21 protein-coding genes, 1 tRNA gene and 1 other RNA gene are annotated in these 24,239 nt (G+C 41.5%); 18 read left to right on the top strand and 5 right to left on the bottom strand.

Features of this window, described 5'->3' with window-relative positions; genetic code table 11:
• Window positions 1–39 precede the first annotated feature (39 nt).
• Window positions 40–114 (bottom strand) — tRNA-Arg (locus tag M3180_RS20735).
• Between the two features lie 300 nt (window positions 115–414).
• On the opposite strand from M3180_RS20735, the gene M3180_RS20730 reads away from it, so the two are divergent.
• The 13 genes from M3180_RS20730 (at window position 415) to M3180_RS20670 (ending at window position 15,084) form a co-directional block, all read left to right on the top strand.
• Window positions 415–1,464 (top strand): sugar-binding transcriptional regulator, encoded by a 1,050-nt coding sequence (locus tag M3180_RS20730; RefSeq protein ID WP_251671037.1) that lies wholly within the window; start codon window positions 415–417, stop codon window positions 1,462–1,464.
• A gap of 59 nt (window positions 1,465–1,523) precedes the next feature.
• The gene (gap, locus tag M3180_RS20725) at window positions 1,524–2,528 is read left to right on the top strand and encodes a type I glyceraldehyde-3-phosphate dehydrogenase (RefSeq protein ID WP_251671035.1); all 1,005 of its coding nucleotides are present in this window, start codon (window positions 1,524–1,526) and stop codon (window positions 2,526–2,528) included.
• A 158-nt stretch (window positions 2,529–2,686) separates the two neighbouring features.
• The gene (locus tag M3180_RS20720) at window positions 2,687–3,871 is read left to right on the top strand and encodes a phosphoglycerate kinase (RefSeq protein WP_251671034.1); all 1,185 of its coding nucleotides are present in this window, start codon (window positions 2,687–2,689) and stop codon (window positions 3,869–3,871) included.
• Window positions 3,872–4,138: 267 nt separating this feature from the next.
• Window positions 4,139–4,894, top strand: a complete 756-nt coding sequence (gene tpiA / locus M3180_RS20715) for a triose-phosphate isomerase (RefSeq protein ID WP_251671032.1) — start codon at window positions 4,139–4,141, stop codon at window positions 4,892–4,894.
• A 1-nt stretch (window position 4,895) separates the two neighbouring features.
• Window positions 4,896–6,431 (top strand): 2,3-bisphosphoglycerate-independent phosphoglycerate mutase, encoded by a 1,536-nt coding sequence (gpmI, locus tag M3180_RS20710; protein WP_251671030.1) that lies wholly within the window; start codon window positions 4,896–4,898, stop codon window positions 6,429–6,431.
• Between the two features lie 51 nt (window positions 6,432–6,482).
• Complete coding sequence (gene eno, locus M3180_RS20705) at window positions 6,483–7,775, top strand: phosphopyruvate hydratase (protein WP_251671028.1); 1,293 nt, start codon at window positions 6,483–6,485, stop codon at window positions 7,773–7,775.
• Window positions 7,776–7,926: 151 nt separating this feature from the next.
• A complete protein-coding gene (locus M3180_RS20700) occupies window positions 7,927–8,784 on the top strand; it encodes a sugar phosphate isomerase/epimerase family protein (protein ID WP_251671027.1) in 858 nt (285 codons plus the stop codon).
• A gap of 141 nt (window positions 8,785–8,925) precedes the next feature.
• Entirely contained in the window at window positions 8,926–9,162 is a 237-nt protein-coding gene (gene secG / locus M3180_RS20695) for a preprotein translocase subunit SecG (protein ID WP_251671026.1), read from the top strand.
• A gap of 135 nt (window positions 9,163–9,297) precedes the next feature.
• Entirely contained in the window at window positions 9,298–11,976 is a 2,679-nt protein-coding gene (rnr, locus tag M3180_RS20690; protein WP_251671025.1) for a ribonuclease R, read from the top strand.
• 238 nt (window positions 11,977–12,214) lie between these two features.
• On the top strand, window positions 12,215–12,415 hold the full coding sequence (locus tag M3180_RS20685; RefSeq protein WP_251671024.1) for a cold-shock protein: 201 nt from the start codon (window positions 12,215–12,217) through the stop codon (window positions 12,413–12,415).
• A 150-nt stretch (window positions 12,416–12,565) separates the two neighbouring features.
• The gene (smpB, locus tag M3180_RS20680; RefSeq protein ID WP_251671023.1) at window positions 12,566–13,048 is read left to right on the top strand and encodes an SsrA-binding protein SmpB; all 483 of its coding nucleotides are present in this window, start codon (window positions 12,566–12,568) and stop codon (window positions 13,046–13,048) included.
• A 261-nt stretch (window positions 13,049–13,309) separates the two neighbouring features.
• Window positions 13,310–13,673, top strand: a transfer-messenger RNA (tmRNA) gene (gene ssrA / locus M3180_RS20675).
• Between the two features lie 166 nt (window positions 13,674–13,839).
• Window positions 13,840–15,084 carry a hemolysin family protein gene (locus tag M3180_RS20670; RefSeq protein ID WP_251671018.1) on the top strand — a complete coding sequence of 415 codons (1,245 nt, stop codon included), beginning with the start codon at window positions 13,840–13,842 and terminating at the stop codon, window positions 15,082–15,084.
• Between the two features lie 803 nt (window positions 15,085–15,887).
• Here the strand turns inward: M3180_RS20670 and M3180_RS20665 are convergent.
• A complete protein-coding gene (locus M3180_RS20665) occupies window positions 15,888–16,100 on the bottom strand; it encodes a hypothetical protein (protein WP_251671017.1) in 213 nt (70 codons plus the stop codon).
• A 33-nt stretch (window positions 16,101–16,133) separates the two neighbouring features.
• Window positions 16,134–16,841, bottom strand: coding sequence for a GAP family protein (locus tag M3180_RS20660; protein WP_251671016.1), 708 nt, complete (start codon window positions 16,839–16,841; stop codon window positions 16,134–16,136).
• Window positions 16,842–16,928: 87 nt separating this feature from the next.
• Here M3180_RS20660 and M3180_RS20655 point away from each other — a divergent pair, with 87 nt between their 5' ends.
• On the top strand, window positions 16,929–17,522 hold the full coding sequence (locus tag M3180_RS20655) for a TetR/AcrR family transcriptional regulator (RefSeq protein ID WP_251671014.1): 594 nt from the start codon (window positions 16,929–16,931) through the stop codon (window positions 17,520–17,522).
• Between the two features lie 182 nt (window positions 17,523–17,704).
• On the opposite strand, the gene M3180_RS20650 is transcribed toward M3180_RS20655, so the two are convergent.
• Entirely contained in the window at window positions 17,705–17,929 is a 225-nt protein-coding gene (locus M3180_RS20650; protein WP_251671012.1) for a hypothetical protein, read from the bottom strand.
• Between the two features lie 573 nt (window positions 17,930–18,502).
• On the opposite strand from M3180_RS20650, the gene M3180_RS20645 reads away from it, so the two are divergent.
• A complete protein-coding gene (locus M3180_RS20645; protein ID WP_251671010.1) occupies window positions 18,503–20,527 on the top strand; it encodes an amidase family protein in 2,025 nt (674 codons plus the stop codon).
• A gap of 114 nt (window positions 20,528–20,641) precedes the next feature.
• Here M3180_RS20645 and M3180_RS20640 read toward each other — a convergent pair whose 3' ends face one another.
• Window positions 20,642–21,394 carry an MBL fold metallo-hydrolase gene (locus tag M3180_RS20640; RefSeq protein ID WP_251671092.1) on the bottom strand — a complete coding sequence of 251 codons (753 nt, stop codon included), beginning with the start codon at window positions 21,392–21,394 and terminating at the stop codon, window positions 20,642–20,644.
• A gap of 163 nt (window positions 21,395–21,557) precedes the next feature.
• Here M3180_RS20640 and M3180_RS20635 point away from each other — a divergent pair, with 163 nt between their 5' ends.
• The 3 genes from M3180_RS20635 (at window position 21,558) to M3180_RS20625 (ending at window position 24,177) form a co-directional block, all read left to right on the top strand.
• Window positions 21,558–22,151 carry a TetR/AcrR family transcriptional regulator gene (locus M3180_RS20635; protein WP_251671008.1) on the top strand — a complete coding sequence of 198 codons (594 nt, stop codon included), beginning with the start codon at window positions 21,558–21,560 and terminating at the stop codon, window positions 22,149–22,151.
• Window positions 22,152–22,468: 317 nt separating this feature from the next.
• Window positions 22,469–23,731: a flavin-dependent oxidoreductase gene (locus tag M3180_RS20630; protein WP_251671006.1), complete on the top strand. Its 1,263-nt coding sequence runs from the start codon at window positions 22,469–22,471 to the stop codon at window positions 23,729–23,731.
• Window positions 23,728–24,177, top strand: a complete 450-nt coding sequence (locus M3180_RS20625) for a DUF3237 domain-containing protein (RefSeq protein WP_251671004.1) — start codon at window positions 23,728–23,730, stop codon at window positions 24,175–24,177. The genes M3180_RS20630 and M3180_RS20625 overlap by 4 nt, the downstream gene beginning before the upstream one ends.
• The last annotated feature ends 62 nt before the right edge of the window (window positions 24,178–24,239 follow it).

The following is a 24,239-nucleotide window of genomic DNA, read 5'->3' as shown; positions in this document are numbered from 1 at the left end:
TTTATTCTATGAACATTAATGATGTTATACGTATGTAAGTGGCGCGCCCGCTAGGAATCGAACCTAGATCTCAGGCTCCGGAGGCCTACGTCATATCCATTGGACCACGGGCGCAACTACTATATTGTATTGGATTTTATTCAATGAATCAAGTGTTTATCCGATCAAAACCTATTCATGCCTTTTTGCATAAGCGATATTCGAAAGTATAACTAGGATTCTCAATGGTAAAACTCAAACTGTATCAAATATCTTTATACATAAATTGAATAAGTAATCGTTTACATCGTAAAAGCGCACTTGCGATGCTGTTAAAGATTAGGTACAATATATGTGGGACTTAAATAATACCACAGGGACAATTTTCGTCCACGTCGGGTGTTTCCAATATAGTTCACGCGGAGTGATGGTATAATGCGACAGCTTATTGAACTGCAGCGGCAGCTAGTACCTGAGCTTTTAGATGTGATGAGCAAACGCTACAAGATTTTACAGCAAGTAATGCTAGCAGGAACAATCGGGCGTCGAGCACTCGCTAATGTGATGGCGATGACAGAACGTGTACTGCGAGCGGAAACGGAGCTGTTAAAGGAACAGGGGCTTTTATTGATCTCACCTTCAGGCATGTCGCTAAGCGAAGATGGTAAGAAGGTGCTAGAGCAATTAGAACAGCTTGATCCACATGTTTTTGTTAGCTCAGATCTAGAAAAAAAGCTTCAGACATTGTATGGCTTGCAGCACGTCATTGTAGTTCCAGGTAATTCAGAGCAGTCTGAGGCGTCGAAGCGTGAGCTTGGAAGAGCTGCCGGTTTACTTCTGAAGCGAGTTATTAGATCAGGAGATGTAATCGCGGTCTCAGGTGGCACTACGACAGCTCAGGTTGCAAATTATTTAAGCTTACCAAGCACAATAAAGGATGTTGTATTCGTACCAGCACGTGGTGGTTTAGGTGAAAGTCTGGATTATCAGGCGAATACAATTGCATCTACGATGGCTAAGCGTACAGGCGGCCATTATCGATTGCTTCACGTTCCTGACCATATCAGTGAGGAAGCGTATGAATCCATGATGCAAGAGCCTACCATTAAAGAAATTGTCGAAGTCATCCGGAATGCAAGAATTTTTATTCACGGTATTGGTGACGCTACTGTAATGGCAAGGCGAAGAAAAACTGATCCTGAAGAAGTACGCAAGATGGTTGCAGAAGGAGCGCTTGCTGAGTCATTCGGCTTCTACTTTAATAAGCATGGCGAGCCAGTCCATAAGATGAAAACTGTGGGCATGCGATTAGAAGATATCGCCCAGATCGAATGTATTATTGCGGTAGCTGGTGGAGCGAGTAAAGCTGCTGCTATGGATGCGATTATGCGATCTGGTCATAATCACGCACTCGTCACGGATGAAAGTGCAGCGCTTGAGCTTATTCGGATTAATGAAAGTAATGGGCATTATGACGAAATGTAATTCAATTACACTCGTCTTGCAATAAATTAAATTTGCCAAATGACTAGGAGGAAATAACAATGGTTAAAATTGGTATCAATGGTTTCGGCCGTATCGGTCGTAACGTATTTCGTGCTTCATTCAGCAATCCTAACGTTGAGGTAGTAGCAGTAAACGATCTTACAGACGTTAACACTTTGGCTCACTTGCTAAAATATGATACGACTCACGGTAAATTCGACGGTACTGTAGAAGCTAAAGAAGGCGCTCTTATCGTTAACGGTAAAGAAATCAAAGTATTCGCTGAGCGCAACCCTGCTGATCTTCCTTGGGGTTCTGTAGGTGCGGAAATCGTAGTTGAATCTACAGGTATCTTCACAGCTAAAGAAAAAGCTGAAGCTCACCTTCAAGGCGGCGCTAAAAAAGTTATCATCTCTGCTCCAGCTACTAACGAAGATATTACAATCGTTATGGGTGTTAACGAAGATAAATACGATGCTGCTAGCCATACAGTTATTTCTAACGCTTCTTGTACTACAAACTGCTTGGCGCCTTTCGCTAAAGTATTGAATGATAAATTCGGAATCGTTAAAGGTATGATGACAACAATTCATTCTTACACTAACGACCAATCTGTACTAGACGTACCACATAAAGACCTTCGTCGTGCTCGTGCAGCTGCTGAGAACATTATCCCATCTTCTACTGGTGCGGCTAAAGCAGTTTCTCTAGTATTGCCTGAGCTTAAAGGTAAATTGAACGGTATGGCTATGCGTGTACCTACACCTAACGTTTCTGTAACTGACCTAGTTGCAGAGCTTAAAGTTGACGTAACTGTTGAAGAAGTTAACGCTGCTCTTAAAGAAGCTGCTAACGGCGCTCTTAAAGGCATCCTTAACTACAGCGATGAGCCACTTGTATCTTCTGACTACAATGGTGACCCTGCTTCTTCTACAATCGATGCTCTTTCTACAATGGTTGTTGAAGGTAACATGGTTAAAGTTGTTTCTTGGTACGACAACGAGTGGGGTTATTCTAACCGCGTAGTTGACCTAGCTGCTTACATCGCTGCAAAAGGTCTATAAGGAAAGAAAGCCGACGGGCATGACTCTTCATGAAGATGTCGGTCCTTAGCCTTACTGAACGCATGAGCGTAAAAGAGGCTAGTTATAAGCAGGCGTTTCTTCCCTAGGAAGGACGCCTGCTTTTATATTGCATAATCAAATCATTGGGAGGCTAATCCATGAATAAAAAAAGTATTCGCGACGTGGCTGATTTAGCTGGTAAAAAAGTATTCGTGCGTGTCGATTTTAACGTGCCACTAGAAAACGGTGCTATTACTGACGACAAGCGTATTCGTGAAACGTTGCCAACGATCAACTACCTCATTGAAAAAGGTGCTAAAGTCATTCTTGCGAGCCACTTGGGCCGTCCAAATGGCGAGGTTGTAGAAGAGCTACGTCACACTGCTAGTGCGGCACGTCTTTCCGAACTTCTTGGCAAACCAGTTGTTAAAGCTAATGAAGCTGTAGGCGATGCTGTTAAAGCTCAAATCGCTGACATGCAAAACGGAGATGTTCTACTTCTTGAAAACGTGCGTTTCTACCCTGGCGAAGAGAAAAATGACGCAGAACTTGCGAAGCAATTCGCTGAGCTTGCTGATCTTTTCGTTAACGATGCATTTGGTGCTGCTCACCGTGCGCATGCTTCTACAGAAGGTATTGCACATCATCTACCAGCAGTATCTGGCTTGCTTATGGAGAAAGAGCTTGATGTACTAGGTAAAGCTCTTAACAACCCTGAGCGTCCATTTACAGCGATTGTTGGTGGTTCTAAAGTTAAGGATAAAATTGCTGTAATCGAAAAAATGATTGAAATCGCAGATAACATCATTATCGGTGGCGGTCTATCCTACACATTCTTCAAGGCACAAGGCTATGAAATCGGTCAATCTTTGCTTGATAGCAGTAAGCTAGAACTAACGCTTGAATTTATTGAAAAAGCGAAAAAAGCAGGCAAAAACTTGTATTTGCCAGTGGATATCGTTGTTACAGATGAATTCAGTGCAAACGCGAATACTAAAATTGTTCCTGTAGATAGCATTCCTGCAGACATGGAAGGTATCGATATCGGTCCAAAAACTCGTGAAATCTACGCTGACGTTATTAAAAACTCTAAGCTAGTAGTATGGAACGGTCCGATGGGCGTATTCGAAATCGAGCCATTCTCTCATGGTACACGTGCAGTAGCTCAAGCTACAGCTGAAACTGAAGGCTACACAGTTATCGGTGGCGGTGATTCTGCAGCAGCAGCTGAAAAATTCGGCCTAGCTGATCGCATGAACTTCATCTCTACTGGTGGCGGTGCTTCCCTTGAGTTCATGGAAGGTAAAGCTCTTCCAGGCGTTGTAGCTCTTAACGATAAATAAGATTAGCCCGATTAAGGATGTGTGATCCAGCGATGGATTGTACATCCTTGAGGACTGTTAATGACCAGCATGCTTCCGAAGTAACTTTTTCTCACGAAGAGGTTCTTAGGAATGCATCAAAAAGTTTTGGTTAATGCTTCCGAGGTAACTTTTTCTCACGAAGAGGTTCTTACGAATGCATCAAAAAAGTGGTAATGCTTCCGAAGTAACTTTTTTTGCATAGAAGTTCTTAGGAATGCATCAAAAAAGTTTTGAGGAGGACTAAAAATGAGCAGAACACCTATTATTGCAGGTAACTGGAAAATGTTTAAGACGGTTTCTGAGTCTGTAGCTTTCTTTGAAGCTGTGAAGGGTAAAGCTGAGGTTGCAGGTGTAGAAAGTGTTATCTGTGCACCATTTACTAACCTACCAGCGCTTGTAGAAGCAGCGAAAGGTACATCGATCGCAATCGGTGCTCAAAATCTTCACTTTGAAGATAACGGTGCATTCACTGGTGAGATCAGCGGCGTTATGCTGAAGGATCTAGGTGTAAAATATGTATTGATCGGTCACTCTGAGCGTCGTCAATACTTCGCTGAGACAGATGAAACAGTAAACAAGAAGGTTCATGCTGCATTCAAACATAGCCTAGTACCGATCATTTGTATCGGTGAAAATCTTGAAGAGCGTGAAGCAGGTACGACAAAAGATGTTTGCCGTACTCAAACGGTAGCTGCATACGAAGGCATCTCTGCTGAGCAGGCAGCACAATCTGTTATCGCATACGAGCCAGTATGGGCTATCGGTACAGGTAAATCCTCTACTAGCGCAGATGCACAGGATGTTATTGGTTATGTGCGTAGCGTAGTAGCTGAGCTTTATGATCAAGCGACTGCAGACGCAGTACGTATTCAATATGGCGGTAGTGTAAAGCCAAACAACGTTGCTGAATATCTTGGTCAACAGGATATTGATGGCGCGCTAGTTGGCGGTGCAAGCCTTGAGCCAGACTCCTATGTAGCACTTGTTGAGGGGGCCAAGTAAGATGGCTAATCGTAAACCAGTAGCTTTAATTATTATGGACGGCTTTGGTCTTCGTAATGATGTAGTGGGTAACGCTGTTGCTCAAGCTAAAAAGCCGAACTATGATCGTTATCTTCAGCAATATCCAAACACAACTTTGGTTGCTTGCGGTGAAGCAGTAGGTCTACCAGAGGGACAAATGGGTAACTCTGAGGTAGGTCACTTAAACATCGGTGCTGGTCGTATTGTTTACCAGGATCTAACTCGCATTACAAAATCAATTCGCGATGGTGAATTTTTCGAAAATGAAACCTTCATTAAAGCAATTAGCAATGCGAAAGAGAACGGTAAAAAGCTTCATATCTACGGCCTGCTATCCAATGGCGGCGTGCATAGCCACATCGATCATATTGTTGCATTGCTGGAAACTTCAAAACGTCAAGGCTTTAGTGATGTTTATATACATGGCTTCCTTGATGGTCGTGATGTATCTCCAAGCAGCGGTGAAGGGTTCGTAGAGCACCTGCAACAAAAGATTGCTGAGCTAGGCGTAGGTAAAATTGCAACGCTTTCTGGACGCTACTATGCGATGGATCGTGATAAGCGCTGGGAGCGCGTAGAAAAAACCTACCGCGCCCTCGTATATGGAGAAGGAGAAAAAGCGACTAATCCATTACAAGCGGTTAAAGATTCCTATGCGAAGGAAGTCTATGACGAGTTCTTCTTGCCAACAGTTATCGTAGATGATCAAGGGGCACCTGTTGCGACAGTTGAAGATCAAGACTCTGTTATCTTCTGTAACTTCCGTCCTGACCGTGCGATTCAATTGTCACAGGTATTCACGAACGAGGATTTCCGTGGATTCGATCGCGGCGACAAGCAGCCAAAAGACTTATTCTATGTATGCTTAACGCTGTTTAGTGAAACGGTTGGAGGGTTAGTTGCATACTCACCTAAAAACCTTGATAATACGCTTGGTGAAGTGCTTGCGCAGAACAATTTGACGCAGCTTCGTACAGCGGAAACAGAAAAATATCCTCACGTTACGTTCTTCTTCAGTGGTGGTCGTGATAAAGAACTGCCTGGTGAAACGCGCGTGTTGATCAATTCACCAAAGGTTGCAACCTATGATCTGCAGCCTGAGATGAGCGCTTATGAGCTTGCAGAATCTACTGTTCGTGAGATCGAAGCGGATAAGCATGATGTTATTATTATTAACTTTGCTAACCCTGATATGGTTGGTCACTCAGGTATGCTTGAGCCAACAATTAAAGCGGTAGAAGCAACAGATGAATGTGTAGGTAAAGTGGTAGAGGCTGTTCATGCAGCAGGTGGTGTGTGTATTATTACCGCTGACCATGGTAACGCTGATATGGTGTTTGATGAGAATGGCAACCCGCATACTGCACATACAACAAACCCTGTTCCATTTATCGTAACAAAGCAAGATATCGAGCTTCGCAATGACGGTATTCTAGCGGATATCGCTCCGACGATGCTTTCACTGCTTAATCTTGAGAAACCAGAAGAAATGACAGGTTCTACATTGATTAAGTAAGGTCATTACATGTACAATAATAATATAAAAACAAAAGGAGTGTTACACTAAATGTCTATCATCGTTGACGTATACGCACGTGAAGTTCTTGACTCGCGTGGTAATCCAACTGTAGAAGTTGAAGTTTCTCTTGAATCTGGCGGCAAAGGCCGTGCAATCGTTCCATCTGGTGCATCTACTGGTGCTTACGAGGCTGTTGAGCTTCGCGATGGCGATAAATCTCGCTACCTTGGTAAAGGTGTACTTACAGCGGTTGAAAACGTAAATACGATCATCGCTCCAGAAATCATCGGTCTTGACGCTCTTGATCAAGTAGCAATCGACCGTAAAATGATTCAATTAGACGGTACTCACAACAAAGGCAAGCTAGGTGCGAACGCAATTCTTGCTGTTTCTATGGCTGTTGCTCGTGCTGCTGCTGATGCTCTAGATGTACCTCTTTACACATATCTTGGCGGATTCAACGCAAAAGTTCTTCCAGTTCCAATGATGAACATCATCAATGGTGGTGAGCATGCGGACAACAACATCGACGTTCAAGAGTTTATGGTTCTTCCAGTTGGTGCAGAAAACTTCAAAGAAGCGCTACGCATCGGTGCGGAAATCTTCCACAACCTTAAAGCAGTTCTTCATGACAAAGGTCTTAACACTGCTGTAGGTGACGAAGGTGGTTTTGCTCCTAACCTTGGATCTAACGAAGAAGCAATCACAACAATTATCTCTGCAATTGAGCGCGCGGGCTACAAGCCAGGTGAAGATGTATTCCTAGGTATGGACGTTGCTTCTACTGAGTTCTTCAAAGACGGTAAATACGTGCTTGCTGGCGAAGGCAAATCCTTCACTTCTGCTGAGTTCGTTGACCTTCTTGAATCTTGGGTTGATAAATATCCAATCATCACAATTGAAGATGGTTGTTCAGAGGATGACTGGGAAGGTTGGAAGCTTCTTACTGACCGCCTAGGCAAAAAAGTACAGTTGGTTGGTGACGATCTATTCGTAACAAACACTGAGCGTCTATCTGACGGTATCGACAAAGGCGTAGGTAACTCTATCCTAGTTAAAGTTAACCAAATCGGTACATTGACTGAAACATTCGATGCTATCGAAATGGCTAAACGTGCTGGTTATACAGCAGTAATTTCTCACCGTTCTGGTGAATCAGAAGACAGCACAATTGCTGATATCGCTGTTGCGACTAACGCTGGTCAGATCAAAACGGGTGCTCCTTCTCGTACAGACCGCGTTGCGAAATACAACCAATTGCTTCGTATCGAAGATCAACTTGGTTCAACTGCACAATATGCAGGTAAATCAGCGTTCTACAACCTTAAAAAATTCAAATAAGCAATATACAAAAAGCACTATGCCGTTCATTGCGGCATAGTGCTTTTTTATTTGTGCTCGCCATATTCGCACACACTGACGTGATCGCATGAATTTTTTGTAGTAGGTCATAATGTAGGCATACGATTATGACATAAAGAGGTGTTCTGTTATGGAATATCAGCTTGGATTGCAAATGTATTCGGTGAAACATGTTGCAGAGGATGATTTGGTTCATACGCTCAAAAAAATTAGAGAAATCGGTTATCAATCCATTGAGCTCATTGGATATTATACGTATAAGCCCTCCATGCTGCGAAGGATGTTAAAAAGGTTGGATCTAAAGGTGCCTTCCGTTCATGTTCCTCTGCGTATATATGATGAGAAAATGATCGAAAAGGATTTTGGACGATCGGCTAAATTTGTTTCCGAGACTGGAGCAAGCTATATTGTGGTTCCATGGCTGCCTATTCGTGAAGATATTAAGGAACATGAGGTCATCTTCTTTCAGCAGCTTCTTGAACGCCTTGTGAAAATTGCGGAGGAACAAAAGCTTCAGCTCGTGCTCCACAATTTCACCCGCGAGTTTGTAGAAATAAGCAAGGAGCAATATATAATGGATCAGCTGATTGAGAAATTAAGTGAAGATCAGCTGTTGCTTGAGTTGGACTTTAGTAAGATCTTTCTAAGTGGCTTAGATCCTAAGGAGATCTACCATCGTTATGAGTCAAGAACTCCCTTTCTGCATATCCGTACGATGACAGAAGGGAGAAAAGATTGCTTACTTGAGGATGGTGTGATTGACTTCAAGAAATTGTTGCCTAGCTTAAAAAACTTAGATTCGAAGGTGATGTATATCGAGCAGCAGTTTCATAAGAACAAAGCACTAGAAGATGCAGAAAAAAACTTTCAATATCTCTCGCAGCTGTTGGAAACCTCTAAGCAACAATCATCTATGCAGCCGTCCATGCAACAATCAAGTGGCCTATATACTCAGTCATTTCATACAAACACGCAAAGCAACAGGTGATATACGTACATGGACAGAGCACAGCACAGTGCTCAATATTGGTAAGCGACTATCCAATCTGTCCTATTGTGTCGTTTAGCCTAGTATGCTACAATAAAATTATCTGTTTTTGTATGGATTGCTATGCTGGAGGTGGAAGAAATGGCAGTTGCTTTTAAAATTTTGCTTATCGTCTTCGCGCTTGGCTTAATTGGAGCTGTATTGCTTCAAAAAGGTAAAAGTGCTGGACTATCTGGTGCGATCTCAGGTGGTGCGGAGCATCTATTCGGTAAACAAAAAGCACGCGGATTAGATTTGTTTCTAGAGCGTTTAACAGTAGGTTTAGCAGCAGGTTTCTTTATTTTGGCGTTAGTTGTTTCGTATTTTCTAAATCAATAAACGTACATTAAAAAGCGAGGATTTCCTCGCTTTTTTTGTTTTCTCAATAAAAAGGGATGCAATGCGGATGATTCGTGTATACTTAAATTAAACGGTCGAATATGCTGAAAATTAAGTTATAAAGGAGACCAAAGAATGGTAAACGAGAGCCAATTGCTCGAATTTATGAAGGAAATTGCTTATAAGCCAATGACCTATTCTGAGCTTGAGCAGCATTTTAACATTACCGATGCAGCTGAGTTTAAGAGCTTTTTGAAAATGCTTGTCGCTCTAGAAGAGCAAGGGAAGATCATTCGTACACGTAATGAACGATTTGGTGTTCCAGAACGTATGAATTTACTTAGAGGAACAGTACAGGCACATGCAAAGGGCTTTGCTTTCCTAATTCCAGACGACAGTGAGCACCCTGACGTTTATTTACATGCGAATGATTTGAAAAGTGCGATGAATGGAGACGTCGTATTAGTTCGCATAACGAGTAAAAGTGAAGCTGGCGGACGGATGGAAGGAGAGGTTGTACGTGTCGTACAGCGAGCGATCACTCAAGTCGTAGGTGTACTTGAGGATCACGAGTCGTTCGCATTTGTCATGCCCGATGACCAGCGAATTAATCGAGATATTTTTATACCTAAAGCAAAAACGATGGGGGCAGTTACTGGACAGAAGGTCGTTGTAGAAATAGTGATCTACCCAGAGGGTCGCTCAGCGGCTGAAGGGGAAGTTATTGAAATTTTAGGGCATAAAAATGATCCTGGTGTTGATATTTTATCTATTATTCGCAAGCATCAGCTGCCAGAGCAATTCCCGGAAGAAGTAATGGCAGAGGCGATTGCTGCCCCTGAGCACATTACGGAAGAAGAGATTGTTAGCCAAGGCCGACGTGATTTGCGTAATGAGGTTATTGTGACGATAGACGGTGCCGATGCGAAGGATCTGGATGATGCCGTTCATATAAAAAGACTAGACAATGGGAATTACCTGCTTGGCGTGCATATTGCGGATGTAGGCTATTATGTAAAAGAACGTTCCGCACTTGATCAGGAAGCGCTGCGCAGAGGTACAAGCGTCTACTTAGTAGACCGTGTCATACCCATGCTGCCACATCGCTTATCTAACGGAATTTGCTCGTTGAACCCTAAGGTAGATCGCTTAACGTTAAGCTGTGAGATGGAGTTTGAGCCAGGAACACTTAAACAGGTGCGCCATGACATATTTACGAGTGTTATTCGGACTACGGAACGGATGACGTATGCCGATGTTAGACGTATCTTGAAGGCTGATGAGGAAAATCCGGAAACGGAGCTTAAGGAACGCTATGCAGATTTGCTTGATATGTTTAAGCTTATGGAGGAGCTTGCCTTAGGCTTGCGTAGAAAGCGTATGAAGCGCGGTGCGATCGATTTCGATTTCCAGGAATCTAAGATCATTGTCGATGAGCAAGGCAAGCCGGTCGATATTGTGAAGCGAGAGCGTACAATCGCTGAGCAAATTATTGAGGAATTCATGCTTGCAGCCAATGAGACAGTTGCTGAGCATTTCTTCTGGCTAAAGGTGCCGTTTATTTATCGTATCCATGAAGATCCCGATCAAGAAAAGCTGCAAACGTTTATGACCTTTGCTGCTAATTTTGGGCATATCGTTAAAGGGAAAGGCAACTCGGTTCATCCTAGGTCATTGCAAACGCTGCTTGATAAAATCCAGGGCACAAAGGAAGCGACCGTTATCTCGACGATGATGCTTCGCTCGATGAAGCAAGCGAAGTATGACTCGCAAAGCCTAGGACATTTTGGACTAGCCGCAGAGTTTTATACGCATTTCACATCGCCTATCCGGCGTTACCCAGACTTAATGATTCACCGAGTGATTCGGGAGGTCATCGAGAATGGAGGCACACTGTCACCACAGCGTCAGGATGCGTTAAACGCTAAGATGCAGGATATCGCTCAGCATGCCTCGCAGCGTGAACGTGTAGCGGTTGAAGCGGAAAGAGATACTGATCGCTTGAAGAAGTGTGAGTATATGCTCGATAAAGTTGGAGAAACGTTCAGCGGAATTATTAGTAGTGTGACGAGCTTTGGATTGTTCGTTGAGCTGGAAAATACGGTAGAAGGCTTAATTCGCCTAGGCGATATGCACGATGATTACTACCATTTCCACCCTGATCACATGATCTTAGTTGGCGAGCGTACATCAAGAATTTACCGTATCGGTGATGAGGTAGAAATCATCGTAAGCCGTGTAAATATGAACGATCATACCATCGATTTCGAATTTACGAAGCAAAGCGGCGGTGGAGGAAACTACTCTGCAGCTCGTCGTAAGCGTAAAGAGGATGACCGACCAGAGGGTCCTTATTCCAAAAACCGTGGCGGCAAAGGTGGACGCCAAGGTGGTGGGGATCAACGGACGGGTCGAAGAAAGAATAATGACTTTAAACGTGGTCCGCGGACGAGTGCGAACACTTCTAAAGAAAGCAGTCCGTGGAGTGAAAATGAACCATTAGTGTTAGATTTCGATGCTTATGATCAAGAGGCAGGTCATAGTGGAGAGTTTATTCGCAGTGCGGAGAACGACTCTTACTATTCTAATCCATTCGATGCAGGGGTTAAGCAGAAGAAAGGAAGCCGAGCTTCGACAGATCGTAGTGGCAGAGGTGTTGCGTTAGGCAATAAACGCAAAAAGAAAACGTCAGAAAGCGGTGTGTTTAATGGAGGGGCTACAGGCTCTTCTGGCAATTCAGCATCTGCGAACAAAGCAAAGAAGAAGAAGGTAAAAGCGAAAAAGTCCATGTCAGCTTTTGTTCGAAAGAAATAACGGCTGATAGAGGGGATCAATCGATTGTAATTTTTTTGAATCAGGAGGAGGCAAATAGTCTTGCTTTTTCCTGATTCCTATTATAAACTAAAGCTATCTGATTTGAACTACCTGAATTCACATATTGAAAAGGGTATCATCAGCAACAAATGAACCTTTTTCAATGTGTGAATTTTTTGTTTTACAACGAAATAGGCGCATATTATTTAATTTTTTTCTCTTAAGGAGGCTATTTCACATGCAACAAGGTACAGTTAAATGGTTTAACGCAGAAAAAGGCTACGGCTTTATCGAAGTAGAAGGCGGTAACGATGTATTCGTACACTTCTCCGCGATCACTGGCGAAGGCTTCAAAACTCTTGAAGAAGGCCAACAAGTTGAGTTCAACGTAGTTGAAGGCAACCGCGGACCACAAGCAGAAAACGTAGTTAAGCTTTAATAGCTAACCTGCGCATAATGCGTGTGAAAGACCGTCCTTTACCGTCTCGGTGGGGCGGTCTTTCTTGTTCAGACCAGCACGATTGTTGATTTTAAAGGTGCAAATTGCTACAATATAATTCCACGAGAATGATGTAGAGAGGTGACGGGCATGGGAAAACAAAAGAATAATGATAAGCCGCTTGCTCAAAACAAAAAGGCTTCCCATGACTATTTCATCGAAGAGACCTTTGAAGCGGGCATGGTGCTAACAGGAACGGAAATTAAATCGATCCGCAACGGCCGTGCAAATATTAATGATGCGTTCGCGACCATTCGTAATGGCGAGATCTTCATTCACAATATGCATGTCAGCCCATTTGAACAAGGTAATATTCATAACCCATCTGATCCGACCCGAGCGAGAAAGCTGCTAATGCATAAGGCGCAAATTTCGAAGCTGTATGGTCAAGCGAAGCAGGAAGGCTATTCCATCGTTCCGCTTAAGATTTACATTCGCAACGGCTATGCCAAGCTGCTAATCGGTCTAGGTAAAGGTAAAAAGCAATATGATAAGCGTGAGTCTGCAGCGAAGCGTGATTCACAGCGTGATATTCAGCGTATATTGCGTGAAAAGCAGAAGGTTATTCGTTAGGACGTTATCTGCTCCCTTCGAAGTTTGTATACACGCCCTAGCAAAGTTTTCGCTTACTTCCAGCGATTACAACGTGTAATGTACTGACATTCATGTTATACTATGTTCATAGCTGATCGAGATGATCAGTGAGGAGGCAAAACGAGATAGTCGGTGGCTAGATCGTGATGCTGATGCAACAATTTTAATCCGTGCTTACTTCGCGAAGAAGCAAGCGCCCTTATCTGCTCATTAGCATAACAGCTAATTTAGAGCCATTTAGGGGGCGTTTATGGATTCGACGGGGATTGAACGAGCATGGGTTGCGGGTAGTGGGGAGTCGTCCACTTAAAAACGCTAAAGCCTATTAAATGGCAAACAACAAACAAACTACGCTTTAGCAGCTTAATAACCTGTTAGCGTGCTTCTGCCTCGCATCGCCCATGTGCTAGGATAGGGGCTCAACTTTAGTGGGATACGCCGCTCGGTCTCCGCCTGGGGTCGACGGAAGAAGATAATCAGGCTGGGCCTAGCGAAAGCCGGTTACGGGGCGTTTGCTTTGCCGACATTAAAACTGTGACTACACCCGTAGAGGCCTATGTGGCGTAGTCTTCGGACAGGGGTTCAAATCCCCTCGCCTCCACCATCATGAACACCATCCGCATGAGGATGGTGTTTTTGTTTTTTATGCAACCTAGTTCTATAATATATTCATCAAACAAGGCGAATTGGTAATCATAATACATGGTGATGAATACTGATAGAAGATGCTTTTTTGTCATCAATAAACGATAAACGAAAGAGGTTAAAGAATGACACTCTTATTAATATATCTGTTTCTTGCTTTAGGTGTTTCTTTTCTTTGTTCGGTGCTCGAGGCGGTTTTATTATCAACAACTCCATCATATTTAAATGTAAAGTTGGAGAGTGGCAACAAAAGGGCTAGGCTTTTTATGGATTTGAAGAAGAATGTGGATCGTCCGCTTTCCGCAATTCTTACGCTTAATACTATAGCCCATACCGTTGGTGCATCTGGTGTCGGGGCGCAAGCGACTAAAGTGTTTGGTGATGCGTACTTCGGAATCATCTCAGCTGTACTAACTATTCTTATTCTTGTTTTTTCAGAAATTATACCGAAAACGATTGGTGCAAGGTATTGGAGAAGCCTTGCGCTAGTATCTGCTCAGTTGATTCAATATTTAATTTATATCACATATCCTTTAGTTATCGTGTCTGAATACATTACAAAAATGATATCAAGTAACTCTCATGAGCAAACAACGACAAGCAGGGAAGAATTATCTGTTTTGGCCAATGTAGGAACGCAAGAAGGGGTCTTTGAGGCAGATGAGAACAAAATCATTCAAAGCATCATCAAACGCAGAGCGATCACAGTAAATGAGGTCATGACTCATCGGACCGATATAGTTGCCATTCCAGTTAATGCTTCTTTAGAAGAAGTTGTATCTGTTGTAACCATAGAAAAATATTCTAGGGTTCCTATATATGAAGTGAATATTGATAATATCGTTGGAATACTGCATGCCAAGGATCTAATCGAATATTTAAGCGGGTCTCATAATGCAAATGAATTTAATGTAGGGAATGTTTGCAGAACTCCTTATATGGCATCCATGTTTGTGACAATGGACCAGTTATTTAAGGATTTTCAGCAGAATAAAATTCATATTGCAGTCATAATCGACGAATTTGGGGGAACGGCAGGTATTGTAACCCATGAAGATTTATTGGAGGAAATAGTAGGCGAAATTTTTGATGAGGATGATGAGATTGTTAAAGATATCATTAAAGCAGATGAAAACACATTTTATGTTAATGGAGGTATAAGTTTGGATGACGTTGTGGATTATTTTAACGTAGATCTTCCGATTGAGAAATACGAAACGTTAAGTGGTTTTATCATTGGACAAATCGGGCGTATCCCTATGATAGGTGATAAAGATTCGATTGAGTACGAAGGGTTAGTTTTTAAGATCGAAGAAGTGGATGGTAGAATGATATCAAAGGTGAAAGTGTGCAGAATATTAGAGCGCTAGCGGGATAGGCTGTCACATCTTGCCTGGGGTGTCTGAAGAAGATAAACGGCTGACCTAAAATGTACCGCGTTGCAGGGGCCACGGTATAGCTTTTGATGCCAGTCGTTACGGATTAATGGATTTTTGCCGACATTAAAACTGTGACTACACCCGTAGAGGTCTTTGTGGCGTAGTCTTCGGAGAGGGGTTCAACTCCCCTCGCTTCCACCATGTAAATTCGCAAAAGCATACGGTTGTAGGGGGTTTGCCTAAAATGGATGGGAAGAATGTGAAAGAGCCAGCACCCATGTTTCACTCAGGAGGCTGGTCCAAGTTCGTAGACCACCGTAGACATCCGCTTTTTTGAGGGTGTTTAAGGGGCTTTATCGTAGACATTTTGTCTACGGGGCTATTATTAGACTAAATTAAGATACGGTGAACCGTACCACAAGTAGTGGTAAAGCAGAGGGTCGATTGAGGGTGGAAGCATCATTGCTCAACCCACAAATTGGAGCTTAGCGAATCAAATAATTAAATTGGGAACAGAGAAATAACAAAATTTATAATGCTACAAAAGCCCGACTTTGATTGGGCTTTTGTAGCATACAGTTTTACTGATATTTCCTCGATACTCCATTGTGGAAGCGCAAAATAAGAATTCTAACGCGTTTCCTAAAACAAAGGCTATTTTATAAATTCTAATGTTGATTTGTGACCATAAGAAAACCACCTTTGTGAAAAGGCGGTTAATTGAACTTTCATCCGTTAGCGGAATATTTTCTTGTGGAGGTTCAATAACTATGAAGTCTTGAAAAGATAATAGGTTAGTCATCTCTACCTTTTATTTTAAGAGAACCTACACCAATAATTGCTCCAAGTATAACTAAAACTATACTGGCTATAATTTCATACCCTTGCAAAACATCGATGTAATTTACGAGAAACCAACTTGGTCCTCCACCTGCTAATCGATTTATAATGCCCCCAATTCCTTGAATTAAAAGAAGTAGACTTACACCGCTTGCAATCTCTTTCATAACACAACATCTCCTTCCAAATAACTAATATCACTATAGAATTCCCCTAATGCCAATATTGAATAAAACCGCCCCAATAACGGCCACTCCCACTAATACAGAAGACAATGGGGCTTTTAATAATTTTGTTCTTAGTTTTTCGAGCTTATTTTGAATCCAGCTTCTAAAGAGAATATAAATGATCAATAGTAAGATTGAAGGAAGTACCATAAGCACGTTATAACCAAGTAAAGTAATTATGGACAAACCCGTATTAAACGCTAAACCATCCATTAATAATATCGAGTAGAAATACGGTAAAGCTGTGGTAAACTCGATCGCAAATACAATAATACCAAGTACAATCATCGCTCTTATTGACACTTGCTTGGGTAACCATTCCCAAAATCGGGATTCCATTCGTTTCTTAGGCTTATAAAAGCTTATCAGTACAAGTATGGCACCAAGTATCGTATAAAACCAACTTGAAATTTGATTGTTGGAAGTGCTTTCTATAAAACCAAGTATCGACCCAACTCCAAGGTAAACCAAGATACCCAGCATAAAATAGCAAATTTGTGTCGATAATAAAAAAATGATTAAACGCGATGTTAATTTCTCTTTTTGTATTAGAAGGATATAAGCTGTGATGGCCAATACCCCGGGGCTTAAGATGTCAATGAATGCACAAAGCGCAATAATGAGGAGAGCTGTTGTGAAATCTATGTTTGCAGGAATCAATGATTCTATGATTTCAAGCATCTATACCCCCCCTTCTTTATTTATTTATCACACTGTGATAAAATCATATTAGCACAGTGTGATAAATAAAAGCAAGAGGTGGTTTAGGTGCCTAAGGTTGTTGATCACAGTATTAAAAAGAAAGATATTGCTGATATTGCTTGGAGAATTATTGAAACGGAAGGAATTGAAAAAGCATCTATCCGAAGAATTGCATCTGAGGCTGGAATGTCTAGCGGAGCGTTAAGACATTATTTCTCAACCCAAGATGAATTGCTGTTATTTATCATGGATTATTTTCTTGATCGAGGAAAAGAACGGTCGGATAATAAATCATGGTCAAAAAAACCTCTAATTGCAGTACAGGAGATATTGTTAGAATTAGTTCCTGTGAATCGGGATAAACAAACTGAAACTGGCGTTTGGCTGGTTTTCGCCATTCGCTCACTTACAAGCGTAGTTTTGACAAAGAAAAAATATGAACTTACTGAAGGAGTATATATTTTAATGGAAGCAGTACTTGAAATATTGATAAAAGCAGGCTATATAAATAAAGACATAAATATTGAAATAGAAAAACTAAGGCTTTCGGCAGTCATTGAAGGTTTATCCATACATGCTCTACTAAGACCAGATATATTCACAATTAAAAAAACAGAACAAATTATTACTCACCACTTAAATGAACTTTGCAATCAATAATATATTGGGTGACGGTGACATCTGACGCGGTATCGGAACGCATACGCAGCTTCGACGCTCCTACAGTCAATGCGGCGATCGCGCCGATAATGGTCACGCCAAGTGCAAGCGCAAACCCCCGGTTGATCGCATTGCCCATCGCGAGCTTATAGAAGGCAACCAATTGCGGTTCAAAATAATCCTTATCGAAATATGATATCGGGATTCAATGGATCGCGATTCGGATCAGCATTCCAAATGAGCCCGAATTTCTCGGCAGCGGTTGCAACCGATGACTTCATCTGCAGATTGAGCAGATTGGAGGTTCCGATTCCAAGCGCCATATTGGTGAACATCACGGTACGAACCTGGAAGCGTGCCTGCAAAAATCCGATTAACACGGAACCACAAATCATGGATAACATCATAGGGATTAGTAACTGCTTTACGCTGAACCCGTCGAACATATACAAGCATACAGGGGTAAGTAGGTCATTGCAGAGAACAGAAGAGCACCTTGACAGAAAACGATAATGCTTGTGCCGCTCACCATACGGTTCTTGAAAAGATGAAGCGACGAGATCGGTTCCGATGCCCGTTGCTAATCTAACCATGAACCATGAACACTTCTTAATGATGTTATTAAGGAGTGCTTTTTTGTTTTAAAAGTTATTCATAAAATACTTAATGTTTTTTTTTTTTTTTTTTTTGTAACGCAAAGGTGGAATACGAAGTGGCTACAGCTCTTCTTGTCTAGTTGGGAGGTTAGAGGATAAAAAAGCGATATTAAAGGTATTCCACCTACTAATGTAATTTTATATTACATAAATATTGTGAAATTTATTTTTTTACCTTGATCTATTCATAGTATGTTAGTTTTATGTGTGTTTTATATGATTAACTGCAAATAAAAATAATGATTGACAATAAATATCGTATGGATGTAACATATTGATGTAAGGTAAGTGAACATAACATTAAACTTGAAGGGAATGTTCTATATGAAAAAAATGAAAGTTATTGGCGCTATTGCTGCTTGTGCAATTTGTGTATCGATGGTGACAACTGCTGCACCTGCAAGTGCTTTTGTTCCAAATGGCATGATAAAATCTTCTGTCACTGCTACAGATGCGTTGAAAAATTTATATAAACTATATCACGAAGCGAAAGCTATAAATCTTGCAGCTTATCCAGCTGAATATGCTAATCAAGTGAAGCATGCGATTAGCATGGTTAACGATATTACGCCGAACAGCACGGTTTATAAGATCAATCAAACACGCCTTCATCTACAGGTGGCAGTTGACACTTTGAAAATCGATCTCCAAAAGTCCTCCATTGCAGACATTCAAGAAGCGGTTAAAGCTGGGGAAATTACATATGCAGAGCTAGTGAATATGTATCTAACTCGTATTAATCTATATAGCTCGCATAGCGTACAAATCAATGCGATTGCAACGCTTAATCCTAAGGCTCTTGCGTTAGCGACACAGGCTGATAAGGCTGTAAAAGCAGATCCATCGAAAGCAACTGGAATGTTTGGTATCCCAGTCTTAATTAAAGACAACATCGGTACAACAAAAGCTGATGAAATGGCTACTACTGCTGGATCTATCGCATTAGCTAATAACTTTGTAGCTGATGATGCATTTATTGTTTCGCAGCTAAAAGAGGACGGAGCTATCATTCTAGGTAAAACAAATCTATCTGAATTTGCTAACTTTATTACAAGTGGTATGAGAAATGGTTATTCTACGCTAGGCGGCCAGGTTCTTAATCCATATTTGCCAAATGTGTTAGATGTTTCGGGTTCTTCTTCTGGTTCAGGAGCAGCTGGAGCAGCTGCATTAGCGGCAATTACAATTGGTTCTGAAACCTCAGGATCAATTTTATCTCCATCCTTCCGTAACTCATTGGTTGGTTTGAAGCCAACATTAGGATTGGTGAGTCGCTCGGGTATTATTCCTCTTGCTCATAGTCAGGACGTTGCAGGTCCAATGGGACGTAATGTGGCCGATGTAGCCATGCTGCTAAGCTCCATTCAAGGCTATGATGAAAAGGACCTGTACATTAATATGGGAATTGACAATGAAATTGTTGTGGATGAGGCGTATCTAGCTGATAAGATGGAAAACTACACCGATTACTTAAAAGAAGATGGGCTGAAGGGTAAAACACTTGGTGTTTATCGAATTCCTGACAAGGAAACGCAGCCGGATATTTACGAAGTATTCATGGATTCTATTCGTGTGCTTGAAGAGCAAGGAGCTAAAATCGTGTTCGGTAAAGATGGTGATGGCATGATGGGAGAGATTCCTTCTGCACCAGCATCAAAGGTATTATATTATGACTTCAAGCAGGATATCGAATCCTATATTCAATCACAGAAGAATCCTATCATTGCAAGTGACGGGGAAACAGAGATAAAGAGCTTATCGGATGTTATTGCTTACAATAAGAAAAACTTGGCTCTATTGAAATATGGGCAAACGATTCTAGAAGAGTCTAATGGCTATGATATGACACCAGGCTCAGACGATTATAAAAATTACGAGAGCCAACGTGCTGCAGATATTGAGTATTCTCGTAAAAACGGTATTAACTATCTATTAGATAAATATGAGCTTGATGGCTTGATCGGAATGAACGGTGCGACTACAGGTATTGCTGCAAAAGCAGGATATCCTAGTATTACGATTCCTGCTGGATATCGTACAGCTGAGGGGGGCAATGGTGAGCCGATTGGTTTGCAAATTACAGGTGATGCGTTCTCAGAAGAAAAACTAATCGAGATGGGCTATGCCTTTGAGCAAGCAACGAAGGTTCGTGTTGCTCCAGGAATGGCAGTTAAAGATCGACTTAAGCAAATCATTGATGATGCAACAGCTGAGGGCTTTACAGGTGAAGCTCTAGAAAAAGCGACAAGTGTATACAAAAACAACTTCGCAACTCAATACGATGTTGATCGTGCAGGCAATAGCTTATACTACAAGCTTTATACTCAGCTAATGAAAGATCTTAAATAGTTTAACCTTAATCGAAAAATCAAAGACTGACTGGAGAAACCCGACCATTGGAGGTCGGGTTTTCTCAATAAGAGGTAGTCTGTTTTTTAGCAATAAGAAAAACGAAAATCTATCCTAGAGAGTAATAACCTCCCCGTCATCAGGTATGATAGCAACGTGCTCCATTCCTCGTTCCTTCAAAAAAGCTCGAAGATGCTTTCGCTTAAATGTACAATGGCTGATTGCATCCATATGCACAGCAATTAGTTTCGTATCTGGAGACAAGTTCGCAATACGTACGATATCTTCTCCTGTCATCGTGATGATTGTCCCTAACAGCATCTGTGCACGAGGGGTATTTAATATAGCGACATTCGGTTGATATTCACGGAAGGTCTGTTCAATCGTGGGGGTGTAGATACAATCGCCAACGATGTATATCGAACCATCAGCTGGTGTGCTTATTATAAAACCGGATACCGGTCCGAGCAGCTTGGCGGTAAAGCCTGGAGCATGTCGTCCTTTAATTCGTTTCATCTGAATGCCGCACCATTCATGTGATTGCTCAATAGCAAATACTTGGCTAAAGCCAGCTGTTTGCAAGAACGTGTAATCTTGAGGCTGACAAAATACAGGTAAATCTTTGTTCAGTATAGACAAGGCTTTCTTATCCAAATGATCAAAATGACGATGTGTTAAAAGTATGGCGTCCATCTGTTCAAAAAAATCGAGCGGAACAGGAAGAGGTGTTAATGGATTGCGGCGTAGTGTACGAGTGAATGGAACTGGCGGCAGCTCACCTGGAGCACTTAGCATAGGATCGATCAATATCTTTTTTCCGTTCAAGCTTAATACAGATGTAGCACTTCGTATATGCTGAAATAACATACCCAAGGTTAATCATCCTTTCAATTTTAATACCGACCGGTCTCTTTTTAATTTAACATAATGCTATTCACTAATCAACAATTATTTTCCAATTTTGGATTGAGTGTATAAGAGAATTGTGTTAACTTAAGACCAATCGGTATTATTTGAAAGAGGGATAGCTATGAGAAAAGGTCAGGTTACTAAAGAACAAATTATTCGCCAATCCGCCGGTTTATTTAATACAAAGGGATATGCTGGCACATCTCTGTCAGAGATTATCGAGCGTACCAATGTGCGCAAGGGTGGCATCTACAATCATTTCGAAAGTAAGGAAGAAATTGCACTAAGTGCATTTGACTATATGTTTGCTAAGCTAAAAAGTATTCTAGCAGAGGCTCTGTCTGAGCTGTCCGAGCCAGCAGAAAAAATACTGGCGATAGGTGATGTTTATATTCAGTTGGTTGAAGATAATATATGGGAAGGTGGCTGCCCAATATTAAATACTGCTGTTGAAAATGACGATGGACATCCTCTATTGAAACAAAGAGCACAAAATGCAATGAATGAATTAATGATGAGTCTTGGGGAGATTATTAAGGACGGAATAAAGCGGAAGCAGTTTCGAGAGGATATCGAAGTAGAAGCTGCATGCAGTGTAATTATTGCTCTGATCGAAGGCGGGGTTATGTTGAGCAAGCTGCATGATGATAATAAATACATTCGGTATTGCACGAACCAAGTAAAGTCGTATATCCAGCGAGATATGGCAGTTTAAGGTGAGCGTTTTGTTGCTCGATCCATCCTGCAACCGACATAAATGTTGTACTACTGTACCTGCCTTGGCCCAAGTTCGTAGTCTTAAGGCGGGAATTCAAATCTTCACGCCTCCACCATTAAAAACATCATCCGCATGCGGATGATGTTTTTGTTTTGCTTCTTCTTATTCTTGATGAAAGGAATGTTAGGGTATTGGTATACAGTGAACAAAAATGTATATTTATACTAAATACTATATTATAATTAAGATAAAACGCTTACATATTTCTTTATATAAATACTACTCAATAAATTCTAGTCGAGAGGAGCACAAAAATGACAAAGAATAAAAAAGCAGTTGTTGTTGGAGCTGGGATTGGTGGATTAACAATGGCTTTATATCTTCATCGTGCTGGATATAATGTTCAGATCTATGAGTCAGTAAAAACCATAAAGGAATTAGGGGTAGGGATAAATCTATTGCCTCATTCTGTAAGAATACTGTGGGATTTAGGGTTGCAGGAGGCATTAGATCAATCAGCGATTCGAACGAAAGAATTAGTCTATTACAATAAATTCGGTCAATTGATATGGCAAGAGGCGCGTGGTATCGATGCAGGCTATCATTGGCCACAATACTCCTTACACAGAGGAAGGCTGCAAGGGATATTGCTTAATGAAGTAAAACAAGTAATTGGTGAGGATTGTATTCATACAGGTATGCATTTATCTCACGTTGAGCAACACAACAAGAAGGTGCAGGCCTCTTTTATAGACCGAAGCAATGAACAGCAGCTAGAAGTGGTGGAGTGTGATTTTCTAATTGGAGCAGATGGCATTCATTCTGCTATGAGAAAGCAACTATATCCACAAAATGATAAACCTATATATGGCGGCAGAATTTTATGGCGTGGAATGACGAAGGCTAAGCCATTTTTATCTGGTCGCACGATGATTATGGCAGGAAATATTGACGAAAAATTTGTAGCATATCCGATTACTGCACCTGATCATTCTGGCTATTGCGATATTAACTGGATCGCAGAATTATCTGTAACAGAAGCGCCCGATCGAAACGAATGGAATAGGCTTGCTAATATTTCCGACTTTGCACATACATTTCAAGATTGGACCTTTGATTGGTTAGATGTGCCTAGCTTAATTTCAGGTGCTGAATATATATATGAATTTCCACTGGTAGATAAAGAGCCTTTACCAAAGTGGAGCTTTAATCGAGTAACATTGCTTGGCGATGCTGCGCATCCGATGTATCCAATTGGGTCGAATGGAGCTTCGCAAGCCATCTTAGATGCGGAAGCATTATATGTATCTCTTATAGAAAATCAGAGCATTGAGGAAGCTTTAGTAGACTACGAACAACAACGTATTCATAAAACGGCATCCATTGTACGTAGTAATCGACAGCATGGTCCTGAAATTGTAATGCAAATGGTTCACGAACGTGCACCTCAAGGATTCGAGCGTTTAGAAGATGTGATTACTTATGCTGAATTAGAGGAAATCTCTAACCGATACAAGCAAATTGCTGGTTTTCATAAGGAAAAGCTTAACCAAGTAGGAATGAAGGTGAGCCAGTGATTACACTAAAACCGGCATTTGAGGCTACAATGGAAGTCGGCACTGTTCAGGACGTTGGTGTAACTAGTAAAGGAATACGTAGAATGATTCCCATTGTAGGAGGGACATTTGTAGGTCAGGAGATAAGGGGTGTCATACTACCTGGCGGTGCAGATTGGCAGCTTGTGCGACCTGATGGAGTAGCAGAAATTGAAGCGCACTATACGATGAAGACGGATGATGGTGTTATTATTTATATTGTTAATAAAGGCTATCGACATGGTCCAACAGACGTTATAGAGAAGCTAGCACAAGGGGAAGAAGTATCCCCTGATCAATATTATTTCCGTTCCTCTCCTACCTTTGAAGTAGAAAAGGGAAAGTATGACTGGCTTACGAAAAGTATATTTGTTGGCACTGGTGCACGTCAAAAAGATCTTGTCTCATTTAAATTTTATGTTTGTTGAATAATCTGACTGCATATTAAAGGATTCAATCCCACTGAACATCATCCGCATGAGGATGATGT

The organism is Paenibacillus camelliae (assembly GCF_023715345.1).
GTDB classification, from domain to species: Bacteria; Bacillota; Bacilli; order Paenibacillales; family Paenibacillaceae; genus Pristimantibacillus; species Pristimantibacillus camelliae.
Note: the sequence above shows the minus strand (reverse complement) of the source record. Positions and strands in the feature narration are given on the sequence as shown.